At 73.3% G+C, this 19048-nt stretch carries 16 protein-coding genes; 7 read left to right on the forward strand and 9 right to left on the reverse strand.

Features of this window, described 5'->3' with window-relative positions:
* From AB0B14_RS12695 to AB0B14_RS12725, 7 genes are all read right to left on the reverse strand, one after another.
* Window positions 1-2154: an FtsX-like permease family protein gene (locus AB0B14_RS12695; RefSeq protein ID WP_357522494.1), complete on the reverse strand. Its 2154-nt coding sequence runs from the start codon at window positions 2152-2154 to the stop codon at window positions 1-3.
* Complete coding sequence (locus AB0B14_RS12700; protein WP_357079717.1) at window positions 2151-2831, reverse strand: ABC transporter ATP-binding protein; 681 nt, start codon at window positions 2829-2831, stop codon at window positions 2151-2153. The genes AB0B14_RS12695 and AB0B14_RS12700 overlap by 4 nt, the downstream gene beginning before the upstream one ends.
* Window positions 2828-3352 (reverse strand): PadR family transcriptional regulator, encoded by a 525-nt coding sequence (locus AB0B14_RS12705; RefSeq protein ID WP_357079720.1) that lies wholly within the window; start codon window positions 3350-3352, stop codon window positions 2828-2830. Before AB0B14_RS12705 ends, AB0B14_RS12700 begins: the two co-directional genes overlap by 4 nt.
* Before the next feature lie 116 nt (window positions 3353-3468).
* Entirely contained in the window at window positions 3469-3831 is a 363-nt protein-coding gene (crcB, locus tag AB0B14_RS12710; RefSeq protein WP_357079723.1) for a fluoride efflux transporter CrcB, read from the reverse strand.
* Window positions 3828-4304 carry a CrcB family protein gene (locus AB0B14_RS12715; RefSeq protein WP_357522495.1) on the reverse strand — a complete coding sequence of 159 codons (477 nt, stop codon included), beginning with the start codon at window positions 4302-4304 and terminating at the stop codon, window positions 3828-3830. The genes crcB and AB0B14_RS12715 overlap by 4 nt, the downstream gene beginning before the upstream one ends.
* 32 nt (window positions 4305-4336) lie before the next feature.
* On the reverse strand, window positions 4337-5095 hold the full coding sequence (locus tag AB0B14_RS12720) for a class I SAM-dependent methyltransferase (protein ID WP_357522496.1): 759 nt from the start codon (window positions 5093-5095) through the stop codon (window positions 4337-4339).
* 142 nt (window positions 5096-5237) lie between these two features.
* Window positions 5238-6458 (reverse strand): MFS transporter, encoded by a 1221-nt coding sequence (locus AB0B14_RS12725; protein ID WP_357522497.1) that lies wholly within the window; start codon window positions 6456-6458, stop codon window positions 5238-5240.
* Between the two features lie 137 nt (window positions 6459-6595).
* Between AB0B14_RS12725 and AB0B14_RS12730 the strand changes: the two genes are divergently transcribed.
* The 5 genes from AB0B14_RS12730 to AB0B14_RS12750 all read left to right on the forward strand — a co-directional run bounded on the left by AB0B14_RS12730 (window position 6596) and on the right by AB0B14_RS12750 (window position 11529).
* Window positions 6596-7045: a MarR family transcriptional regulator gene (locus AB0B14_RS12730; protein WP_357079735.1), complete on the forward strand. Its 450-nt coding sequence runs from the start codon at window positions 6596-6598 to the stop codon at window positions 7043-7045.
* A 78-nt stretch (window positions 7046-7123) separates the two neighbouring features.
* Window positions 7124-8443 carry a phenylacetate--CoA ligase PaaK gene (paaK, locus tag AB0B14_RS12735; RefSeq protein WP_357522498.1) on the forward strand — a complete coding sequence of 440 codons (1320 nt, stop codon included), beginning with the start codon at window positions 7124-7126 and terminating at the stop codon, window positions 8441-8443.
* A 58-nt stretch (window positions 8444-8501) separates the two neighbouring features.
* Complete coding sequence (locus AB0B14_RS12740; protein ID WP_357522499.1) at window positions 8502-9752, forward strand: FAD-dependent monooxygenase; 1251 nt, start codon at window positions 8502-8504, stop codon at window positions 9750-9752.
* Window positions 9753-9800: 48 nt separating this feature from the next.
* The gene (locus AB0B14_RS12745) at window positions 9801-10907 is read left to right on the forward strand and encodes a nucleotide disphospho-sugar-binding domain-containing protein (RefSeq protein ID WP_357522500.1); all 1107 of its coding nucleotides are present in this window, start codon (window positions 9801-9803) and stop codon (window positions 10905-10907) included.
* A gap of 55 nt (window positions 10908-10962) precedes the next feature.
* Window positions 10963-11529, forward strand: a complete 567-nt coding sequence (locus AB0B14_RS12750; RefSeq protein ID WP_357079748.1) for a dienelactone hydrolase family protein — start codon at window positions 10963-10965, stop codon at window positions 11527-11529.
* A gap of 186 nt (window positions 11530-11715) precedes the next feature.
* On the opposite strand, the gene AB0B14_RS12755 is transcribed toward AB0B14_RS12750, so the two are convergent.
* Both AB0B14_RS12755 and AB0B14_RS12760 read right to left on the reverse strand, forming a co-directional pair.
* On the reverse strand, window positions 11716-12408 hold the full coding sequence (locus AB0B14_RS12755) for a hemerythrin domain-containing protein (RefSeq protein ID WP_357522501.1): 693 nt from the start codon (window positions 12406-12408) through the stop codon (window positions 11716-11718).
* A gap of 88 nt (window positions 12409-12496) precedes the next feature.
* On the reverse strand, window positions 12497-15787 hold the full coding sequence (locus AB0B14_RS12760) for a BTAD domain-containing putative transcriptional regulator (RefSeq protein ID WP_357522502.1): 3291 nt from the start codon (window positions 15785-15787) through the stop codon (window positions 12497-12499).
* 147 nt (window positions 15788-15934) lie between these two features.
* Here AB0B14_RS12760 and AB0B14_RS12765 point away from each other — a divergent pair, with 147 nt between their 5' ends.
* Complete coding sequence (locus AB0B14_RS12765; protein WP_357079758.1) at window positions 15935-16516, forward strand: TetR/AcrR family transcriptional regulator; 582 nt, start codon at window positions 15935-15937, stop codon at window positions 16514-16516.
* Window positions 16517-16674: 158 nt separating this feature from the next.
* On the forward strand, window positions 16675-19020 hold the full coding sequence (locus AB0B14_RS12770) for a glucose 1-dehydrogenase (protein ID WP_357522503.1): 2346 nt from the start codon (window positions 16675-16677) through the stop codon (window positions 19018-19020).
* The last annotated feature ends 28 nt before the right edge of the window (window positions 19021-19048 follow it).

The raw sequence follows: 19048 nt of genomic DNA on the forward strand, positions 1-19048 counted from the left end.
CTACTCGCTGCGGGCGGTCTCCGGACCGGTGATGCGTTCCAACAGCGGCAGGGTGGAGGCGATGACGCCGAGGCAGGTGGCCAACCCGACGACGACGATCACGTAGAAGCGTGGCTCCGGCGCGATCAGCCTGTAGTCCATCTGCGCCCGCAGGAACAGGTGGGCGGCGAGCAGGCCCATGCCGATGGCGACGGCGGCGACGGCGAGCATGGGCACCGCGCTCTCCAGCGCCACCACCCGGCGCAGGACCCGTACCGGCGCGCCGCTGAGGCGCAGCAGGCTGAACGGGCGTCGGCGTTCGGTGAGACCGCCGATGACGCTGACCGCGAGGCTGCACCCGCCGAGCGCGAGACTGGCGATGATGACGACGTTTGCCAGTTGTTCCCAGCCGCGCAGCGTGTTCGCGAAGTCCGACTCGAAGTCGCCGGGCACATTCGGCCCCGTCCAGAAGGTCGGGAAGGCGATCTCCAGCACCGTGCGGGTGCGCTCGATGGCGGCCGCGGAACCGTCCGTGTCGACGACGATCGACATCACCGGGAGCTGGTGTAGATCGCCGAGTGGGACCGACGCGGCGGGCCAGACTCTGGCGGACGACGCCGACTCCCGGAAGGGGATGAGGCCCGTCGCGACCTCGGCGACGGTGGCACCCTCGGCGCACCGGCCGTACGCGCTCGGGATGTCGGTGCACGCGATCAGGCCGGGTTCGCTGGCGTTCATCCTGTCCGGGTTCTCGCGCACCGCGGTCGCGGACCGCACGCCGTTGATCGAGCGAAGCCCGGTGAAGAGCGTGTCAGGTGCCGCCGGCGCATCATCGGGAAGGTAGAGAGACACCTGTCCCGCCTCGATCGAGCCGATCGGCGCCGGACCCCGGTTGGCGACGATCGTGGTGATCACGCCGACGGCCACGCTGGTCACGAAGAGCGCGAGCATGATGCCGCTGATCGCCCGGAAGCCGGCCTTCGGGTTGTCGGCGAGGCGCCGCGCGGCGATGAGCGTGGCCGGGCGGTTGGCGTAGCGGGCCAGGATCCGGGCCCCGACCATCGTCAACCACGGGCCGGCGAAGACCAGGCCGGCCATGATGAGCAGCAGGGCGGGCAGGAAGATCGCGGTCTGGCCGTCGGACGTTTCCGGTTTGAAGCCGATGGCGAAGAACAGCACGGCGAGACCGAGCAGGGCCGGGATCAGCCGGTACGCGCGCGGCGCGCGGGGGGTGACCCGCCGGGTGACGCCCAGCGGCGAGATTCGTACGCGGCGCAGCGAGACCTGGGCCGCCACCGCCGCGCCGGCCGGGACGCCGAGCGCCACGAGCAGGACGTTCAGTACGCCCAGGGACATGTCGTTGGGGTAGAACGGCATGCCGGTGAACGGGATGCTCGCGAGCGGGTCGCGGAAGGCGTAGAACAGCCCGAAGCCGACGGCGGTGCCGGCGATGGCGGCGGCGGTCGCCTCCACCGCGGCGACCATCGCGATCTGCCGGGGTGTCGCGCCGACCAGGCGCATCGCGGCGAAACGCTGCTCCCGGCGGGCGGCACTGAGGCGGGTGGCGGTGCCGATGAAGATCAGCACCGGGAACAGCAACCCGCCGGCGATGACGCCCAGGATGAGGTTCACCGTGGTCTCGGGGAGAGCGGGGGTGTCGCCGACGCTGGTGACCTGCTTCGCAGTGGGTAGCTTGGCGACCTGGTCGGGGGTGCCGCCCGCGATGACGAGCAGGGTGTCCGGCGAGGTCAGCGCGGCCGGACCAACGGTGCCGAGGTCGCGCCCCGGGTAGCGGTCGCCCAGTTGGTCGGCCGGCTGGGCGGCCAGCAGGTCGCGAAACGCGGGTGAGGCGTAGTACTCGCCGGGACCCGGGGTGATCGGGACACCGACCGGGGTGGGCGCGCTCGGACCGGTCGCGGCGACGTCGATCCGGATGATCTGCTTGCCGTGGAAGTAGTCGTGCCGGGTCGACCACCACAGCGGGTCGGCGTCGCCGGTCGAGGCGTTGGGATACATCGACGCGTACCGGGTGAGCTGAGCGTTGACCGCGTTGACCCCGGCGAGGGTGGTCAGCAGCAGTCCGCTGCCGATCGCGACGGCGGCGGCGATGACGAGCAGGCGGGTCAGCGCCTCCCGGCCGCCGGCCACGGCGAGGCGGAGCCCGAAGCGGATCATGAGGCGATCCGGTCCGGCGCGTTCACGCGCCCGTCGCGGACCATGACCTCACGGTCGGCGTACGCCGCGATCCTCGGCTCGTGGGTGACCAGGATGACAGTGGTGCCCTGCTCGCGGGCGGCGCCGACCAGCAGGTCCATCACCTGCTCACCGGTGAGTGAGTCGAGTGCGCCGGTCGGCTCGTCGGCGAAGAGCACCTGCGGCTCGGCGACCAGGCCCCGGGCGAGGGCGACACGTTGCGCCTGCCCGCCGGAGAGCTCGCCCGAGCGCCGCTGCTCCAGGCCGTCCAGGCCGAGGCGCGCGAACCAGGCTCGCGCTCTGGGGAGTGCCTGCTTGCGGTGTACGCCGCTGAGCAGCAGCGGCAGGGCGACGTTCTCCACGGCGGTCAGCTCGGGGACGAGTTGACCGAACTGGAACACGAAGCCGAAGCGGTCGCGGCGCAGGCTGCTGCGCTGGGTCTCGGCCATGGTGTCGACCCGCGCCCCGGCGAAGAGGATCTCGCCGGAGCCGGGCACCAGGATGCCGGCCAGGCAGTGCAGCAGGGTGGACTTGCCCGAGCCGCTGGGGCCCATGACGGCGAGGATCTCGCCCGCCTGCACGGCGACGCTGGCACCGCGCAGGGCGGTTGTCTGGCCGAAGGAGAACGTCACGTCACGTGCTTCGATCACGACGGTCATCGCCGCACCTCCTTGCGCAGGGCGTCCAGTCGGGCGCCGGTCATCTCGATCCACCGGAGATCCGCCTCCAGGTGGTAGAGGCCGTGGTCGGCGAGCAGCGCGTCGACCAGACTGCCGGCGCGCTTGATCTCGGTCAGCTCGCGCATCCGATGCAGGTGTGCGCTGCGCTGGGTGTCGAGGTAGTCGGCGGCCGGTCGGTCGAGCATCAGCGCGAGCACGACCTTGGCGAAGAGCACCGTCTGCAGGTGTGGCTCGGGGTCGACCGGCTGGGTCAGCCACTGCTCGACCTCGGTCGCGCCGAAATCGGTGATGATGTAGCGCTTGCGGTCGGGGCCGGAGCCGGGGGCGACGTCGCTGATCACCACCTTGCCGTCGCGGGCCAGGCGGCTGAGGGTGGAGTAGACCTGGCCGAACGGCAGTGGCTTGCCCCGGCCGAAGAAGGCGTCGTAGTCGCGCTTCAGGTCGTATCCGTGGCTGGGCTCCCGTTCGAGGAGGCCGAGGAGTGTCAGTGGCACGCTCATGCCAGCAGACTACACCGCGGGTATACCTCGCGTATATACCCCCGGTGTGTTGTGGGTTTGCCCTGGTCCAGGCGTTGGTGCGGAGGGAGGCGGGGCGCGCCGCGGCTGGCGTGCGGTCAGCCGGCCAGGGCGCGGGCTACGGCGTAGCCGGCGGTGGCCGCGGCGAGCCCGGCGGCCACGCTGCCCAGCACATTGGCCAGCGCGAGGAATCGACGACCGCCCCGCGCCAGCCGCAGCGTCTCGTAGCTGAAGGTGGAGTAGGTGGTCAGCGCCCCACAGAACCCGGTGCCGAGCAGCGCGCTGACCGCCGGGCCGGTCGGCCACCCGACGAGCACGCCGAGCAGCAGCGAGCCGACCACGTTGACGGTGAGCGTGCCCCACGGAAACGCCGAGTCGTGCCGGGACTGCACGGCCCGGTCGGTGAAATAGCGCAACGGTGCGCCGACGGCCGCCCCCAGGGCGATGAGCAGGACTGTCATCGGGCCACCCGCCGCCGCAGCAGTGCGGCGGTCACGGCGTCGCCCAGCCCGACCGCGACAAGCGCACCGAGCACCGTGCCGGCCAGGTACGCCAGCGCGGTGCCCGGTGCGCCCGCGACAAGTGCCTGCTGGACGTCCACCGCGTAGGTGGAGAACGTGGTGAACCCGCCGAGCACCCCGACGCCGAGGAACGGGCGGGCCAGCGGATGCCCACCGCCGAGGTGGGTCAGGATCGCCATCAGCACACCGATCAGCAGGCAGCCGGACAGGTTGATGGCGAACGTGGCCCACGGGAAGCCCGTCGCCGCGTGGGGGGCGGCGTGTTGCAGGGCGGCTCGGGCCAGCGCGCCGACCACCCCGCCGGCCGCGATGCTGGCGAGGATCGTCGCGGGGCGAATGGTCAGCTCGCCCCGATCGGCGTCGACACGGAGGTCGACGTCGGGGTCGGTGCGCTGGTCCGGGGGCTCTGCCACGGGTCCTCAGCGTAGTGCCGCGACGGCGGCGGTCAGCGTACGGCCGCGACGGCGGCGTCCGGGCCGCCGCGCCACACCGCGCCGACCTCGGTGAAGCCGGCCGCGGTGAGTGCGGCCAGGTGCCACGAGACGGGCGGGTTCCACTCCGGGCTGTGCCCGGTCGGGTAGATGGCCTGCCGCTGGGCGACGAGCGGGGCAAGCGCCGGATCGGCGGCGGCCCGCTCCCACCAGTCCGGCCAGGACAGCACCGAGCCGGCGGCGTACCGGGCGTCGCGCCGGTCCCGGGCCCGGTCCATCAGCCGCTTGGTCAGCTCCGGCAGGCTGTCGTCGGGCATGTGGTCGGCGTTGACGAAGACACCGCCCGGTCGCAGCACGTCACGCAACTCGGCGTAGAGCTGCCCGAGCCGGTCGGCCGGCAGCCAGTGCAGGGCGGTGGCGGTGAGCACGGCGTCGTACTCCTGGTGGGGGAGCGCGGAGCGCCACTCTGGGGTGCCGAGGTCGGCCGTGACGATGGTGGCCCGGCCGGCCAGCGAGGCGCCGGCGATGGCGAGCAGCGCCGGGTCGAGGTCCACCAGGGTCACCTCCGCGTCGGGGAAGCGCGCCAGCGTCCGCAGCGAGATGGTGCCGGTGCCGCCGGCCAGGTCGAGCACGCGCGGCGGCCGACCGTCGAGCACCGCGTCCACGGTGTCCAGCATGGTGGCGAACCGGTGTTCCCGGTCCGGCAGGTAGGCCTCCTGCTGACGGTCCCAGCTCTCCTGCCAGGCCCAGGGCTCCGAAATGTAAGGACTCATAGCGAGCAGGCTAGTTACGAGACGAGCGTGTTGTCCAGACGTTGTTGCACATCTTTTGCAATTGCATGACGATGGCAGGGCGATGATCAGAGCGACGCCGGGTCGGGCATCCGCCCGGCCCGGCGTCCTCCTCCCGGCGAGGTCAGAGCGTGGCGTCCACCAGGCTCGCGTCGGCTCGGGCCGGCTCGTCGCGACGGGCCAGCCGCAGCGCGCCGAGGAGTACGCCCAGGCCGATGAGGGTGAGTGCGGCGCCGGCCCAGATCGGCGAGGTGTAGCCGAGGCCGGCGGCGATGGTCACCCCGCCGATCCACGCGCCCAGCGCGTTGCCGAGGTTGAACGCGGCGATGTTCGCCCCGGACGCCAGCGTCGGCGCCTGCTGGGCGTAGCGCATGATCCGCATCTGCAGCGGCGGCACGGTGGCGAACCCGAACCCGCCCATCAGCACCAGTGCGACGATGGTCAGCGCCGGGTTGGTGGCGGTCAGCGCGAAGCCGACGAGCACCACGGTGAGCACCGCCAGGACGGTGACCAGGGTGCGCGACAGCGACCTGTCCGCCGCCCGGCCGCCGAGCAGGTTGCCGGCGAAGAGCCCCACGCCGAAGAGGACGAGCAGCCACGGCACGGTGCCGGTGGCGAAGCCGCTGACCTCGGTCAGCGTGTAGGCGATGTAGGTGAACGCGCCGAACATCCCGCCGAAGCCCAGAACGGTGATCACCAGGGAGAGCCAGACCTGCGGATGGGTGAAGGCCCGCAACTCGCCGCGCAGCCCACCGGCCGGGCGGTCGGCGTTGGCGGTGTCGCCCGCCGGGATGAGCAGGGCCAGCCCGATCAGGGCGACCACCCCGATGGCGGTGATCGCCCAGAACGTCGACCGCCAGCCGAAGTGCTGCCCGAGGAAGGTGCCGAACGGCACGCCGAGCACGTTGGCGATGGTCAGGCCGGCGAACATCATGGCGATGGCGCCCGCCCGGCGGGCCGGTGCGACCAGGCCGGCGGCCACCACGGCGCCGATGCCGAAGAACGCGCCGTGGCAGAGCGCGGCGACGATCCGGCCGGCCATCAGCACGGCGTAGTCGCCGGCGACGGCGGAGAGCAGGTTGCCGATGATGAACAGCACCATCAGGCCGAGCAGCACCGGTTTGCGCGGCAGGCGGGTGACCGCCGCGGTGAGGGCGACCCCGCCGACGGCCACGCTGAGCGCGTAGCCGGAGATCAACCAGCCGGCCACCGGCTCGGTGACCGCGAAGTCGGCGGCCACCTCGGGCAACAGTCCCATGATCACGAATTCGGTGAGCCCGATGCCGAACGCGCCGATGGCCAGCGCGATCAGGCCGGGCGGCAGGGACTTCTGGCGTACGGACATGGTCTTCCCATCGGGGAGGGGGCAGATATGCGGCGCGTGCAACTACACGCGCCAGCAACGAGATACTTGCACGCGCTGGATACCTGCGCAAGCGTGCTAGCCTGGGGCCGTCGAGGTCACACCCGAGGAGGGCCGGCATGGGCATCGCCGACGACGCGGTCGAGATCCGCGCGCAGGGTTGGCGCACCCTCGCCGCCCTGCACGGGCTGATCGAGACGTCCCTGGAGCGGGCACTGCAGGCAGGCCACGACCTCTCCGTCGTCGAATACACGGTGCTCGACGCGCTCTCCCGGCAGGACGGCTGGCACATGCGGATGAGCCAGCTCGCCCGCGCCGCCGCGCTCTCCGGCAGTGCCACCACCCGGCTGGTCACCCGCCTCGAACAGCGGGGGCTGCTCACCCGCATCCTCTGCGCCGACGACCGGCGCGGCATCTACACCGAGCTGACCCCGGCCGGCTCCGAGCTGCTCGCCCAGACTCGACCGACCCACGACCGGGTGCTCACCGACGCGCTCGCCGAGGCCGAGGCCACCCCCGAGCTGGCCCCGCTGGTCGACGCCCTGCATCGGCTGCCGGCCAGCCGCTGACCGCCCCGCCGGTCCGGGCGACGGCGGGCGTACGGTACCCGCAGCCCCACCGGGACCGCCGCGCCAAGGAGGCACGCGATGCAGGACCGCACCCCTCGCGCGGAGGAGCTGGAGCCGATCGAGCGCGCCGGCATCGACGAGCTGCGTGCCCTGCAACGCGAACGGCTGCGCTGGTCGTTGCGGCACGCGTACGACAACGTGCCGCACTACCGCCGGGCGTTCGACGCGGCCGGGGTGCACCCCGACGACTGCCGGGACCTCGACGACCTGGCCCGCTTCCCGTTCACCGGCAAGGCGGAGCTGCGGGACAACTACCCGTTCGGCATGTTCGCCGTCCCCCGGGAGCGGGTCGCCCGGCTGCACGCCTCCTCCGGCACCACCGGCCGGCCGACAGTCGTCGGCTACACCCGCGACGACCTGCGCACCTGGGCGCGGCTGATGGCCCGCTCGATCCGCGCCTCCGGCGGTCGCCCCGGCGACCGGGTGCACGTCGCGTACGGCTACGGGCTCTTCACCGGTGGCCTCGGCGCGCACTACGGGGCCGAGGAACTGGGCTGCACCGTCATCCCGGTCTCCGGGGGCATGACCGAGCGTCAGGTGCTGCTGATCCGCGACTTCGAACCCGAGGTCATCATGGTCACGCCCAGCTACCTGCTGGCCATCGTCGACGAGATGCGCCGCCAGGGCATCGACCCGCGGGCCACCTCACTGCAGGTGGGCATCTTCGGAGCCGAGCCGTGGACCGAGGACATGCGCCGCGAGATCGAGCAGCAGTTGGACATCCACGCCGTCGACATCTACGGGCTGTCCGAGGTGATGGGCCCCGGCGTGGCCACCGAGTGCGTCGAGACCAAGGACGGCCTGCACCTCTGGGAGGACCACTTCTACCCGGAGATCATCGACCCGGTGACCGGGGCGGTGCTGCCCGACGGCGAGCGGGGCGAGCTGGTGTTGACCTCGCTGACCAAGGAGGCGATGCCGGTGGTGCGTTACCGCACCCGCGACCTGACCCGGCTGCTGCCCGGCACCGCCCGCCCGATGCGCCGGATCGAGAGGATCACCGGCCGGACGGACGACATGATGATCGTGCGCGGGGTGAACATCTTCCCCACCCAGATCGAGGAGCTGATCCTGCGTACCCCGCAGTTGTCGCCGCACTTCCAGTGTTTCCTCGATCGGCAGGGCCGGTTGGACACCCTGACGGTCCGGGTGGAGCGACGGGCCGGCGTCGCGGCGGACGCCGCCGAGCGGGCCGGCGCGACATTGGTCGAGCTGGTCAAGAACACCGTCGGCGTGAGCGTGGCGGTCGACGTCCTCGCGCCGGACGCGGTGGAACGGTCGGTGGGCAAGATGCGCCGCATCGTCGACGGGCGACAGTCACCGCGGACGGCGGCGTGAACGGACGTTCGACAGTGGCGGCTCAACGGGTTGCCCGCCGGTACGACGGGGTTGGGCGTTGAGCGACAGCCTGCGAGTGGCGGTGGCCGGCGCCGGTCTGGGCGGGCTGTGCCTCGCTCAGGGCCTGCTGCGCGCCGGTGTCGACGTCGACGTCTACGAGCGGGATGCCGCGCTGGACAGCCGCCGGCAGGGTTACCGCCTGCACGTCGACGCTCGCGCGGCTCTCGCGCTGGAGAAATGCCTGCCGCCACGGCTGTTTCGGTTGTTCCTGGCCACGACGGGCCGCCCGGGGAGCAGGGTGACGGTGCTGTCCGGGCGGCTGCGTGTCCTGCACGAGACGCCCGCCGGCCCGTCGCGCGACCCAGACGACCCGGCAACTCTGTCCACGTCGGTTGATCGACGGACGCTGCGCGAGATCCTCGCCGCCGGACTGGGGGACCGGATTCACTACTGTCACGAGCTCACCGGCTACGACCAGGACCCGGACGGGGTGACGCTGCGCTTCGCGGACGGCTCCACGACGCGCGCCGACGTCCTGGTCGGCGCGGACGGGGTGGGTTCGGCGGTCCGGCGCGTACTGCTGCCACACGCGCGGCAGGTCGACACCGGCACGCGGATCATCTACGGCAAGACACCACTCGACGACGCGGCCCGGCAGCTCGTCCCGTCGGCCCTGTACGACGGGTTCACCGCGATCGTGGGCGGCCACGTCGGTCTGGCTGCCGGGCTCGTCGAGTTCCGGCGTCGACCCGTGGACGCGGCCGCCGCGATCGCTCCAGACGTACGCCTCAGCCCGGCCGGTGACTACCTGATGTGGGCGCTTTCCGCGCGACGTGACCGGCTGCCGGTGTCCGACGGGAATCTTGCCGAGGCCGACGCCGCGACCCTGCACTCCGTCGCCTGCCGGGCGATCCGGTCGTGGCACCCCGACCTGCGTGCCCTGCTGGGCGCGGCGGCTGTGCGGGAAACGTTCCTCGTCCGGGTCCGCAGCAGCCAGCGTGTGCCGGCGTGGATCCCGAGCCGGGTGACTCTGCTCGGTGACGCCATCCACACGATGAGCCCGGCCGGCGGCTCCGGCGCGAACACCGCGCTGATGGACGCGGCACAGCTGTGCGACGCGCTCACCGGCGGCAGCGACCTCGTGGCGGCGATCGGCGAGTACGAGGAACGGATGCGTGCCTACGGCTTCGCCGCGGTTGACGCGTCGCGGCAGGCGGAGGCGGAAACCGCACGTCGGCGTAGCCCGCTGTGGCTGTGGCTCGTGGACCACCTGCCGCAGGTGGGCGGCACGGGCAGGCGGACGCGCTGAACCCACAGCCGGGGCGCTCCGGCTGCGTCGCCGCCTATGATCCTGCCCATGCGTGTGCTGGTGGTCTCCGCCCCGCTGGTCGGGCACGTCTTCCCGCTGGTGCCGCTCGCGGTCGCGTTGCGCGACGCCGGCCACGAGGTGCTGCTGGCCACCGGCGGGGGTGGCCTGGCCGCCGCCGACGCGGGTCTGTCGGTGCACGACGTCGCGCCGGGCTTCGACTTCGGCCGGATCGCGCTGCGGGTCTTTCCCCGGCACCCGCTGATCGCCCGCGCCGAGTTGGCCGGCACCGCCGACACCCGGGGCGCCGGCCTGCTCTTCGGCGCGCTCAACGATCGGCTCACCGACCCGGTCGTCACCCTGGCCACCGAGTGGCGGCCGGACCTGGTGCTGCACGAGCCGTTCGCGGTGGCCGGCGCGGTGGCCGCCGCCCGGCTGGGCGTGCCGGCCGTACGCCAGGAGAACTCCCTCTTCGACGGCCGGGACCTGGTCCGCGCCACCACCGCCCGGCTCGGTTCCGCCCTGCGGCGGCACGGCCTGACCGAGCTGCCGCCGCCGGCCGCCGCCCTCGCGGTGGCCCCGCCCAGCGTGGCGAGGCAGGATGGCTGGCCGATGCGCTACGACTCCTATGTCGGCGGCGGCGAGCTACCGGCCTGGCTGCGGGAGCCGGGTGAACGACCGCGCATCCTGGTCACCCGCAGCACGTTGACCGGCCCCGGCGACCGGGGGCCGATGCCCGCCGTGGTCGCCGCAGCCGCCGAGGTGGACGCCGAGATCGTGCTGGTCCGGCCCGACGAGCGGTCGACCCGGTCGCTGCCCGGCAACGTGCGGGTAGTCGACTGGATCCCGCTCGACGCGGCGTTGCCGTCGAGTGCGGCGCTGGTGCACCACGGCGGGGCGGGCAGCATCTTCGGTGCCCTCGCCGCCGGCCTGCCGCAGCTCGCCACCACGGGTCCGGGGGACCGGCGGCACAACGCCGAGCTGGTGGCCCGCCGGGGTGCCGGTCTGGCGCTGCGCCCCCGGTCCATCACCGCGGGGGCGCTGACCCAGCTACTCACCGACGACCGCCTGCGTACCGCCGCCGGGCAGGTCAGCCGGGAGATCGCCGCGATGCCGCCGCCGGCCGACCTGGTCACGCGGCTGGCGGCACTGGCCTGACGGTCACCCCGCGTGGCCGCGCCGGGAGCGCGGTCCGCTGGGGCAGGATGACGTGATGCGACACGTCGTGCTGTTCCACTCCGTGTACGGGCTGCGGCCCGCCGTGCGCGCCGCCGCCGACCGGTTGCGCGCCGCCGGGCACCAGGTCGCCACCCCCGACCTGTATGGCGTACCGGCCACCGACTCCGTCGAGGACGGCTTCGCGCTGCTCGACAAGGTCGGCCACGAGGTGGTGCTCGACCGGGCCCGGGTGGCACTGCGTGACCTGCCACCGGAGACGGTGCTCGCCGGCTTCTCGATGGGCGCCGGTGTGGCCGGGGCGCTGTTGGCCGAGCGCCCCCACTGCGCTGGCCTGCTCCTGTTGCACGGCACCGGCGGCGCACCCGACGCGGTCCGGCCCGGGTTGCCGGTGCAGTTGCACCTCGCCGACCCCGACCCGTTCGACGCGCCGGACGAGGTCGACGAGTGGCAGCAGGCGCTCACCGACGCCGGCGCCGACCTGGCGGTCTTCCGCTACCCCGGCGTGGGCCACCTGTTCACCGACCCGGACCTCGCCGAGCACTCCCCGGACGCCACCGCGGCGACCTGGCCGCGCGTGTTGGCCTTCCTGGCGCCCCGCTGAGCGGCGGCGACTCCCGACGGCGGCCTGGCCGCGCGTGCTGGCCCGCCGAGCGGCGGCGACTCCCGACGGCGGCCCTGGCCTCGTGTACTGGCCCGCTGAGCGGCGGCGACTCCCGGCGGCGGCCTGGCTCGTGTGCTGGCCTGCTGAGCGGCGGCGACTCCCGGCGTCGGCCGTCCCGGCTTTCGCTCAGCGCGTGCCGGCGCCGATGCGCGGGGGAGTCGCGGTGCCGTGCACCCGCCTGGCGTGGGCGGCGAACAGCCGGGGGGCGATGATCGGCATGAGGAGACGGGCCGGCAGCGGCGCGTGCGCCAACACCGCCTTGATCACCTCGGGGTCACCCTCGTACATGGCCAGGCCGAAGGCCAGCGGCAGCCGCTTCTTCGGGGTCTGAGCCATCCCGTGCTCGCCGAGCTGCATCCACTCCGCGGCGGTGACGTGCCGTGCGGCCAACGGCAGGATCTCGGCCTCCTCCATGGCCATGTGCTCGATCAGCGCGACCCGCAGCTGCTCCAGCGCCTCCGCGAGCTGCGCACCGCCCTGCCCGGTACGACGCCACTGCGGTAGCAGCGCGACCACCGCCGCGTGGCCGTCCTCGATGGCGTGGTGCTGCGCCTCCATGGTGGGGACGATGGCCGCCGCCGCCGCGCCGCCGCGTTCCACCAGCCGGGGCCACAGCAGCAGGTCCTCGCCCTCGTGGTGCAGGTGCAGGGTGTGGCAGAGCATCTCGGCGTGGGCGCCGACGACCTCCGCGCGGCTGACGTCGCCCGGCCTGACGTCGCGGACGAGCTGCGGGAGGAGGCTGAACTCGCGACGGAACACGGCGTGGGCCATGTACATGTCGCGGACGTCGGCCATGGCTTCGGAGTGGTTCTTGTTCACGGTGCCCTTTCCGAGGGATCAACTGACACAGATATGTTGATCATGCGCGGTGGCACTTGGAAACGGCTTGGAATCCACCAACCGGGGATCAGGCGGCCAGTGCGGCCGTCGCCTCGGCCAGCCAGTGCGGCGACTCCCACCGGCGGGCCACCTCGGCCGCCAGCGTGAAGTGCCGGGTGGCCTCGTCGGTGCGGCCCAGCAACCGGAACAGCTCGCCAAGCGTCAGTGCGACCGGCCGCACCACGGCCGCCGTGGTGGAGAAACCGGCCAGCTGGTCGCGGACCGGGAGCAGGGCGTCGATCACGGGCTGGGCCAGGTCCCGGCGGCCCAGCGCCACGATGACCATCGCCCGCACGCTGAGCAGCGCCGACTCGAAGTAGTCCGGGCGGTAGATGTGCCGTGCGATCGGCAGGGCCCGCGCCTCGTCCACCCGTTCGCTGTCGATCAGTGCCAGCGCCAGCAGGTCGTCCACGATCGGACCCAGCGACCCGCGTATCCGCCGGGTCGCCTCCAGATGCTCCCCGAAGCGCCCCTGGCTGATCAGCAGGGTCCCCACCGAGAAGAAATGGAAGGCCTCGGCGTGCAGGGAGCCCTGCCGCCGCATCTGCTCGGCGACCTCGTCGTAGTGCCGTCGCGCCGCGACGAAGTCGCCGGTGACGTGCGCGAGGGCGGCCAGTGCGCACCTGTGGATCGTCTGCGCCTCGTTGAGCTGGTACGTCTCGGCCAGCCACCCGTGCCGGGCGACGCTGCGGCGCAGCTCGTCCGGCTCGTTGAGCGCGGCAGCACAGTGACCGAGCACCTGCTCGGCGACCGAGCGGTAGGTCACCAGCGCGTGCTCGGCGGCGAGGTCGCCCAGCTCCAAGGCCAACCCCCGGCGTTCCGGCGCCTCCCGCTCGTAGCTCATGGTGCGCACCCGCGCGGCCAGCCCGAGGGCCCGCACCTCGGGGTCGTCCAGCCGCCGGCCGAGGGCCAGCGCCTCCCGCCCGGCCGCCACGCCCCGGGGATCTGCCTCGCCGTCCAGCTCCGTGGCCAGCGCCTCCAGCAGCCGGCAGCGGGCGACCGGGTCCAGGTCGTCGGCACGCAGCAGCCGGGTGAGCAACTCGACGACGCGGTGGTCCACCACGCCGTACTCGTGGGTCAGCCACGGGGTGGGGACGGTCCACGCGGTGAAGGCCGCGACCAGCAGCTCCTCCCGGTCGGACGCGGTGGCGACGTCGACGGCTCGGGCGCGGGTCCGCCGGGCGGCGGCCACCGCGCCGGCCCGCGCCTGGGCGCGCAGCAGCCGGCCGAGCAGGTCGACCCGCAGCGCGTCGTGATCCCCGCTGACCGACCCGGCGACGTCCACGGCGTTGGTGAGCACCTCGATCGCCGCGTCGTACGCGTACCGCCGCTCGGCCAGTTCGGCGGCGCGGATGGCGTACTCGACGGCGAGCGGCGCGGTGTCGGCCGACGCCGCCCGGGCGTAGTGGTGGGCCAGGGCCGGATAGTCGTCGGGTGTCAGCCGGCGGGTGGCCGCGGCGATCCGGGCGTGCAGGCGGGTGCGGCGCAGCTGGGGCAGGTCGGTGTAGATGGTGTCGCGGACCAGCCCGTGCACGAAGCGCACCCGCCCCGGCGCCGGTTCGGTGAGCAGCCCGGCGGCCAGCCCGACCTCCAGCGCTTCGAGGACGGAGGTCTCGTCGGTGCCGGCGGCGTCGACAAGTGTGCGCACCTCAGCCTCCCGCCCGGCGGCCGCGGTGAGGCGCAGCGCCGAGACGGCAGCCGAGGGCAGGCGGGAGAGCCGTCGGCGCAGCACGTCGCGTACGCCCTCCGGCACGTCGCTGGTGGCCACGAGCGTGCCCTCGGTGGCCAACAGTCGGGCCGACTCCCGCACGTAGAACGGGTTGCCGCCGGTCCGCTCGGCCAGCGCGGCGACGGTGTCCGGGTCGACGGTGGTCCGGGCCAGCGCGCTGAGCAGCCGTTGCACCTCGGGCGGCGTCAGCCCGGCCAACGGGATCCGCAGGGGTGCTCGGCGGGCCAGGACGGCCATCGTGTCGGCGAGCCGCTCGCGGTGCTCGGCCGGGCGCAACGCCGCGACGAACAGGACGGCCCCGGTGGTCACCTCGATGACGCTGTTCAGCAGGAGCAGCGTCTCGGCGTCGGCGGCGTGCAGGTCGTCGAGGACGACGGCGACCGGTCGGCGGACCGCGGCGGCGTCCAACCAGGCCCCGACGGCACGGTGCAGCCGGAACCGGCCGGCGGTGACGTCGCCCCCTCCGTCGCCGTCGCCGTCGCCGAGCAGTGGTGCGAGGGCCGGTGCGAGATCACCCGGCGGCGCCTGCCCGGCGAGCTGACGCAACGCCTCGACCCAGGCCCAGGCCGGCGGGGCGCCCTCGACCTCGGGGCAGCGGCCCACCGTGACCAGCCAGCCGTCGGCGGCGAGCCCGTCGCGGAACCGGGTGAGCAGGCTCGTCTTGCCGGCCCCGGCCTCCCCGCTGAGCAGCGCGACGCGTGGCCCGTCGGCCACCGCCTCGGCCGCGGCCTGCCGGAGAGCCGCCAGCTCGGCCTCCCGCCCGACGAACACCTCCTCCGGCACCTGTCGCTCGGTGCCGACGCGTACCGCCGTGGCGGCCACCGGGGGCAGCAGGTCGAGGCGCTGGCCCAGGATCGCGGACTCCACCTCGACCAACGCCGGCCCCGGATCGAGGCCGAGCTGGTCCGCGAGGGTCGCTCGCGCCCGGCGCAGCGCGGCGAGCGCGTCGCCCTGCCGACCGGCACGCCACAACGCCAACGCCAGCAGGCGCCAACACTCCTCCCGCAGCGGCGCCTGCCGGGTCAGCACCTCCGCCTCGGACACCGCCTCGGCCGGGTCGCCGAAGCGCACCGTCAGATCGAGCAGCAGCTCCCGGGCGCCGAGACGCAACTCCTCCAGCCGCAGCACCTCGGCCTGCGCCCACGGCTCCCCGGCGAATTCGGCGTACGCCCGACCACGCCACAGGTCGAGCCCCGTGCCCAGCAGGTGACGTGCCCGGCCCGGGTCGGTGGAGCTGACCGCTCGCGCCTGCACGAGCAGCCGCTCGAACCGGCCGGCGTCGACCGCGTCGGCGGGCACCCGGATCGCGTAGCCGGGCGGCGCGCTGACCAGGACCCGGGCCGGCGCGCGGCGCTCGCGGGACGGCTCCACCAGGCGGCGCAGGTGCGAGACGTACGCCTGGAGGGAGGCGATCGCCCGTGGCGGCGGGTCACCCCGCCACAGATCCTCGATCATCTGACCGGTGGAGACGACCTCGCCCCGGGCCGCCAGCAGCAGCGCGAGCACGGCGCGTTGGCGGGGGCCGCCGAGGTCGACAGGTCCGCCTGAGTCGACCTCGACCTCAAGCGGCCCGAGCACCCGTAGCAGCATGACCGGGCCAATCCTAGTCACGCGCCGGGTGGCCTTCCCGGTCTACCGCGCAACGGCCGGCCCGGTCACCGAGGGTACCTGCGGTGTCCAGGCGGTGCGGCTCCACCTTTCTTGACCGAACGATCTGGATACGGTTAGAGTCGAGTCGTGGCACGGACCAAGGAGTTCGATCCGGATGCGGCACTGCGGGCGGCCCTCGACCTGTTCTGGGAGCGGGGCTACGAGGCCACCTCGATGGCCGACCTGGTCGAGCATCTGGGTGTCGCGCGAGCGAGCATCTACGCGACGTTCGGCAACAAACACGATCTCTATCTCAAGGCGCTCGACCGGTACGGCGACCTGGTCGACCCCATCCTGCTGCGTGACCTGTCGCAGCCGGGTCCGGCGCTGCCGGCCGTCCGAGCCCTCGTCGAGCGATACGCGTGCGAGGCCGGCGACGACGGCGGGCGGCGTGGCTGCTTCATCGTCAACACGGCCGTGGAGGTCGCGCCGCATGATCGACAGGCGGCACGACGCGTGACGGCGAGCTGGGACTACCTGGAAACCGCGCTGACCTCTGCGTTGATTCGGGCGCAGTCCCAGGGTGAGCTCGCGCCGGGCAAGGACCCCCGAGCGCTGGCCCGGCTTCTGCTCGTGCTGTTGCAGGGCATCCGGGTGGTCGGCAAGGTGTCGGCCGAGCCGCGGCGGCTGCGGGACGCCGCCGCCCAGGCGTTGTCCCTGCTCGACTGACGGCGGGCCGCCGCAGCGCACCGCTGATCGCGCACCGGCTCGCCACGGCGCGGAGCTGAGCCGATGGCGCGGTGTCGACGTTCCTTTCTCGACCGTGCGGCGTTGCCCCTGCGCCGAATCTGGAACGAATGGTCCCGAATGCTGGAGGGTGGGCGACGATGGCGACAGCGGTCCCCGACCTACCGCCGGGCAGGCCCGGTGCGGTGGCGCACAGTCGTAGCCCGTGGCCGCGACCCGAAGGCCAGCACGGCGAGCCGGGAGAACCATCCGTCGGCCCTGCCTTCGCGCTGCTCGGCACCGTACAGACGACGCTGATCTTCACTGTCACCGTCATCTCCGTACCGCTGCCGGTGATCGGCCGAGAGTGGGGACTGGGCCAGTCCAGCCTGGTCCTCCTCAGCGCCGCCTACGGGTTGTCCTTCAGCGGTCTGTTGCTCTTCGGCGGTCGGCTCACCGACCGGTACGGCGGACGCCGGATGTTCACCACCGGTCTCGTTGTCTTTGCCGCCGCCTCGACGGCGGCGACACTCGCTCCCGGAAGTGCGACCCTCACCGCCACGCGCTTCGCCCAGGGGGTGGGCGCCGCCCTCGTCGCGCCGGCAGCCGTGGCGGTGTTGCGACGGGTGTTCCCGGATCCCGTCAGCTATGGCCGAGCGATGGCGACCTGGGGCGGCCTGTCGGTACTCGGTGCGACGTTGGGAAGTCTCCTCTCCGGGATCGTCGCCACCTGGTTGTCGTGGCGGTGGATGGTGGCGGTTCCGCTGGTGGTCGCCGCGGTGGCGGCGGTGGTGACGCCGCGGACGCTGCCCGCGGACACCCGGCACGGGCGGGCCACGCTCGACCTGCCGGGCGCGTTGCTCGCCACCACGGGAATCACGCTGCTCAGCTGTGGCCTGGTGGTCACCGGCGAACACGGGTGGACCTCGGCGATGGTGCTGGCCCCGCTGGCCTCGGGCCTGGCACTGCTCGGCGCCTTCGTCGCGGTCGAACTGTCCAGCGCCGAACCGCTCCTGCCGATGTCCTTCCTGGCTGATCTCCGGCGGGCGACCGCGCTGCTCGTGATCGCCGTGTCCGCGGCCGGAACCGCACTCGTCTTCCTCCTCCTGGCCCTGTATCTCCAACAGGTCCGCAACTGGACGCCGCTGCGTACCTCCATGGCGTTCCTCCCGTACGCGGTGGTCCTCGTCGTCGCCGGGCGGCTGTCCGGGCGACTCATCGCCCGCTGGGGAGCCCAACGCGTCACCTCCGCGGGGCTCGCGCTGGCGGCCGGTGGCCTGCTCCTGCTGGCCGGCGTGCACCCGCACACCGGATACGGCCTCGGTCTGCTGCCTGGCCTCGCTCTCCTGCCGGCCGGAGTCGCGTTGTCCTTCTCCGCCGGGTCCGTGCTCGCGCTGTCTGACGTGCGACCACGTGAAGCGGGGCTCGCCGGAGGTGTGCTGAACACGGCGATGGAGGTGGGACCAACGGCAGGCCTCGCCCTGCTGACCGCGCTCGCCACGGCGCGCTCCACGCACCTCGAGGCCGGCGGTGCCGGCCTACCCGACGCCACCACCAGCGGGTACGCCTGGGCGTTCGGCGCCGCCGGGTCCGCGTTCGCCGCACTCGCCGCTGTCACCGCACTGACCGGACGCACCCGCCCCCACCCGTCCGGCCGACGGGCCACAACAACCTCGGCCGATGGCGCCCCCCGGAAAGCGAACCCACCACCACAACCGATCCGACACCCAGGAGGAGTCACCACCGTGACCGCACGATTCACCAGCAAGGTCGCCCTCGTCACCGGCGGCGGCACCGGTATCGGCCAGGCCGTCGCACGAGCGTTCGCCCGCGAGGGGGCGGCCGTCGTCGTGGCGGGTCGCACGCCCGGCTCGCTCGACGCCACCGTCAAGCTCATCGAGGACGAGGGCGGCCGGGCTTCGGCCGTCACCGCCGACGTCACCCACTCGGCCGACCTGGCCCGGATGGTGGCCGAGACCACCAGCCGGTACGGCGGGCTCGACATCGCGGTCAACAGCGCCGGCACCCTGACCGCGGTCGGCCCGCTCGGCGATGTCGACGAGCAGCAGTGGCAACACCTCGTCGCGGTGAACCTCACCGGCACGCTGCTGTCCATGAAGCACGAAATCGCCCACATGCGGGCCCACGGTGGCGGCGTCATCGTCAACATCGCCTCGAACCTCGGTGCTCACGCGCGGCTCGAAGGGCTCGGCGCGTACGTGGCGACAAAGGCCGCGGTGAGCGCGCTGACCCGCAACGCCGCCCTGGACCACATCCGAGATGGGATCCGGATCAACAGCATCAGCCCCGGGCCGATGGACACCGCGATGTCTCTCCGGCCCGGGGAAAGCCCCGCCGACCGCGCCGACCGGATGGCGGCACAGCTGCCGATCGGCCGCGTCGGCACCCTCGACGAGATCGCCGCGGCGGTGCTGTACCTGGCCTCACCCGACGCCGGCTTCGCCGTCGGCACCGATCTGGTGTTCGACGGGGGAGCCGCCGCCTAGATCCACCCACCACCGCCCGCGCGGGCCA

The organism is Micromonospora sp. NPDC049171, assembly GCF_040648275.1.
Lineage (GTDB): Bacteria > Actinomycetota > Actinomycetes > Mycobacteriales > Micromonosporaceae > Micromonospora.

Excerpts from the sequence above, each read along its gene's own strand:
- AB0B14_RS12720 (WP_357522496.1), bottom strand. The coding sequence starts at position 5,095 with ATGAGTCCTTACATTTCGGAGCCCTGGGCCTGGCAGGAGAGCTGGGAC.
- paaK (WP_357522498.1), top strand. The coding sequence starts at position 7,124 with ATGCAGGACCGCACCCCTCGCGCGGAGGAGCTGGAGCCGATCGAGCGC.
- AB0B14_RS12730 (WP_357079735.1), top strand. The coding sequence starts at position 6,596 with ATGGGCATCGCCGACGACGCGGTCGAGATCCGCGCGCAGGGTTGGCGC.
- AB0B14_RS12695 (WP_357522494.1), bottom strand. The coding sequence starts at position 2,154 with ATGATCCGCTTCGGGCTCCGCCTCGCCGTGGCCGGCGGCCGGGAGGCG.
- AB0B14_RS12750 (WP_357079748.1), top strand. The coding sequence starts at position 10,963 with ATGCGACACGTCGTGCTGTTCCACTCCGTGTACGGGCTGCGGCCCGCC.
- AB0B14_RS12700 (WP_357079717.1), bottom strand. The coding sequence starts at position 2,831 with ATGACCGTCGTGATCGAAGCACGTGACGTGACGTTCTCCTTCGGCCAG.
- AB0B14_RS12760 (WP_357522502.1), bottom strand. The coding sequence starts at position 15,787 with ATGCTGCTACGGGTGCTCGGGCCGCTTGAGGTCGAGGTCGACTCAGGC.
- AB0B14_RS12725 (WP_357522497.1), bottom strand. The coding sequence starts at position 6,458 with ATGTCCGTACGCCAGAAGTCCCTGCCGCCCGGCCTGATCGCGCTGGCC.
- AB0B14_RS12745 (WP_357522500.1), top strand. The coding sequence starts at position 9,801 with ATGCGTGTGCTGGTGGTCTCCGCCCCGCTGGTCGGGCACGTCTTCCCG.
- crcB (WP_357079723.1), bottom strand. The coding sequence starts at position 3,831 with ATGACAGTCCTGCTCATCGCCCTGGGGGCGGCCGTCGGCGCACCGTTG.
- AB0B14_RS12770 (WP_357522503.1), top strand. The coding sequence starts at position 16,675 with ATGGCGACAGCGGTCCCCGACCTACCGCCGGGCAGGCCCGGTGCGGTG.
- AB0B14_RS12705 (WP_357079720.1), bottom strand. The coding sequence starts at position 3,352 with ATGAGCGTGCCACTGACACTCCTCGGCCTCCTCGAACGGGAGCCCAGC.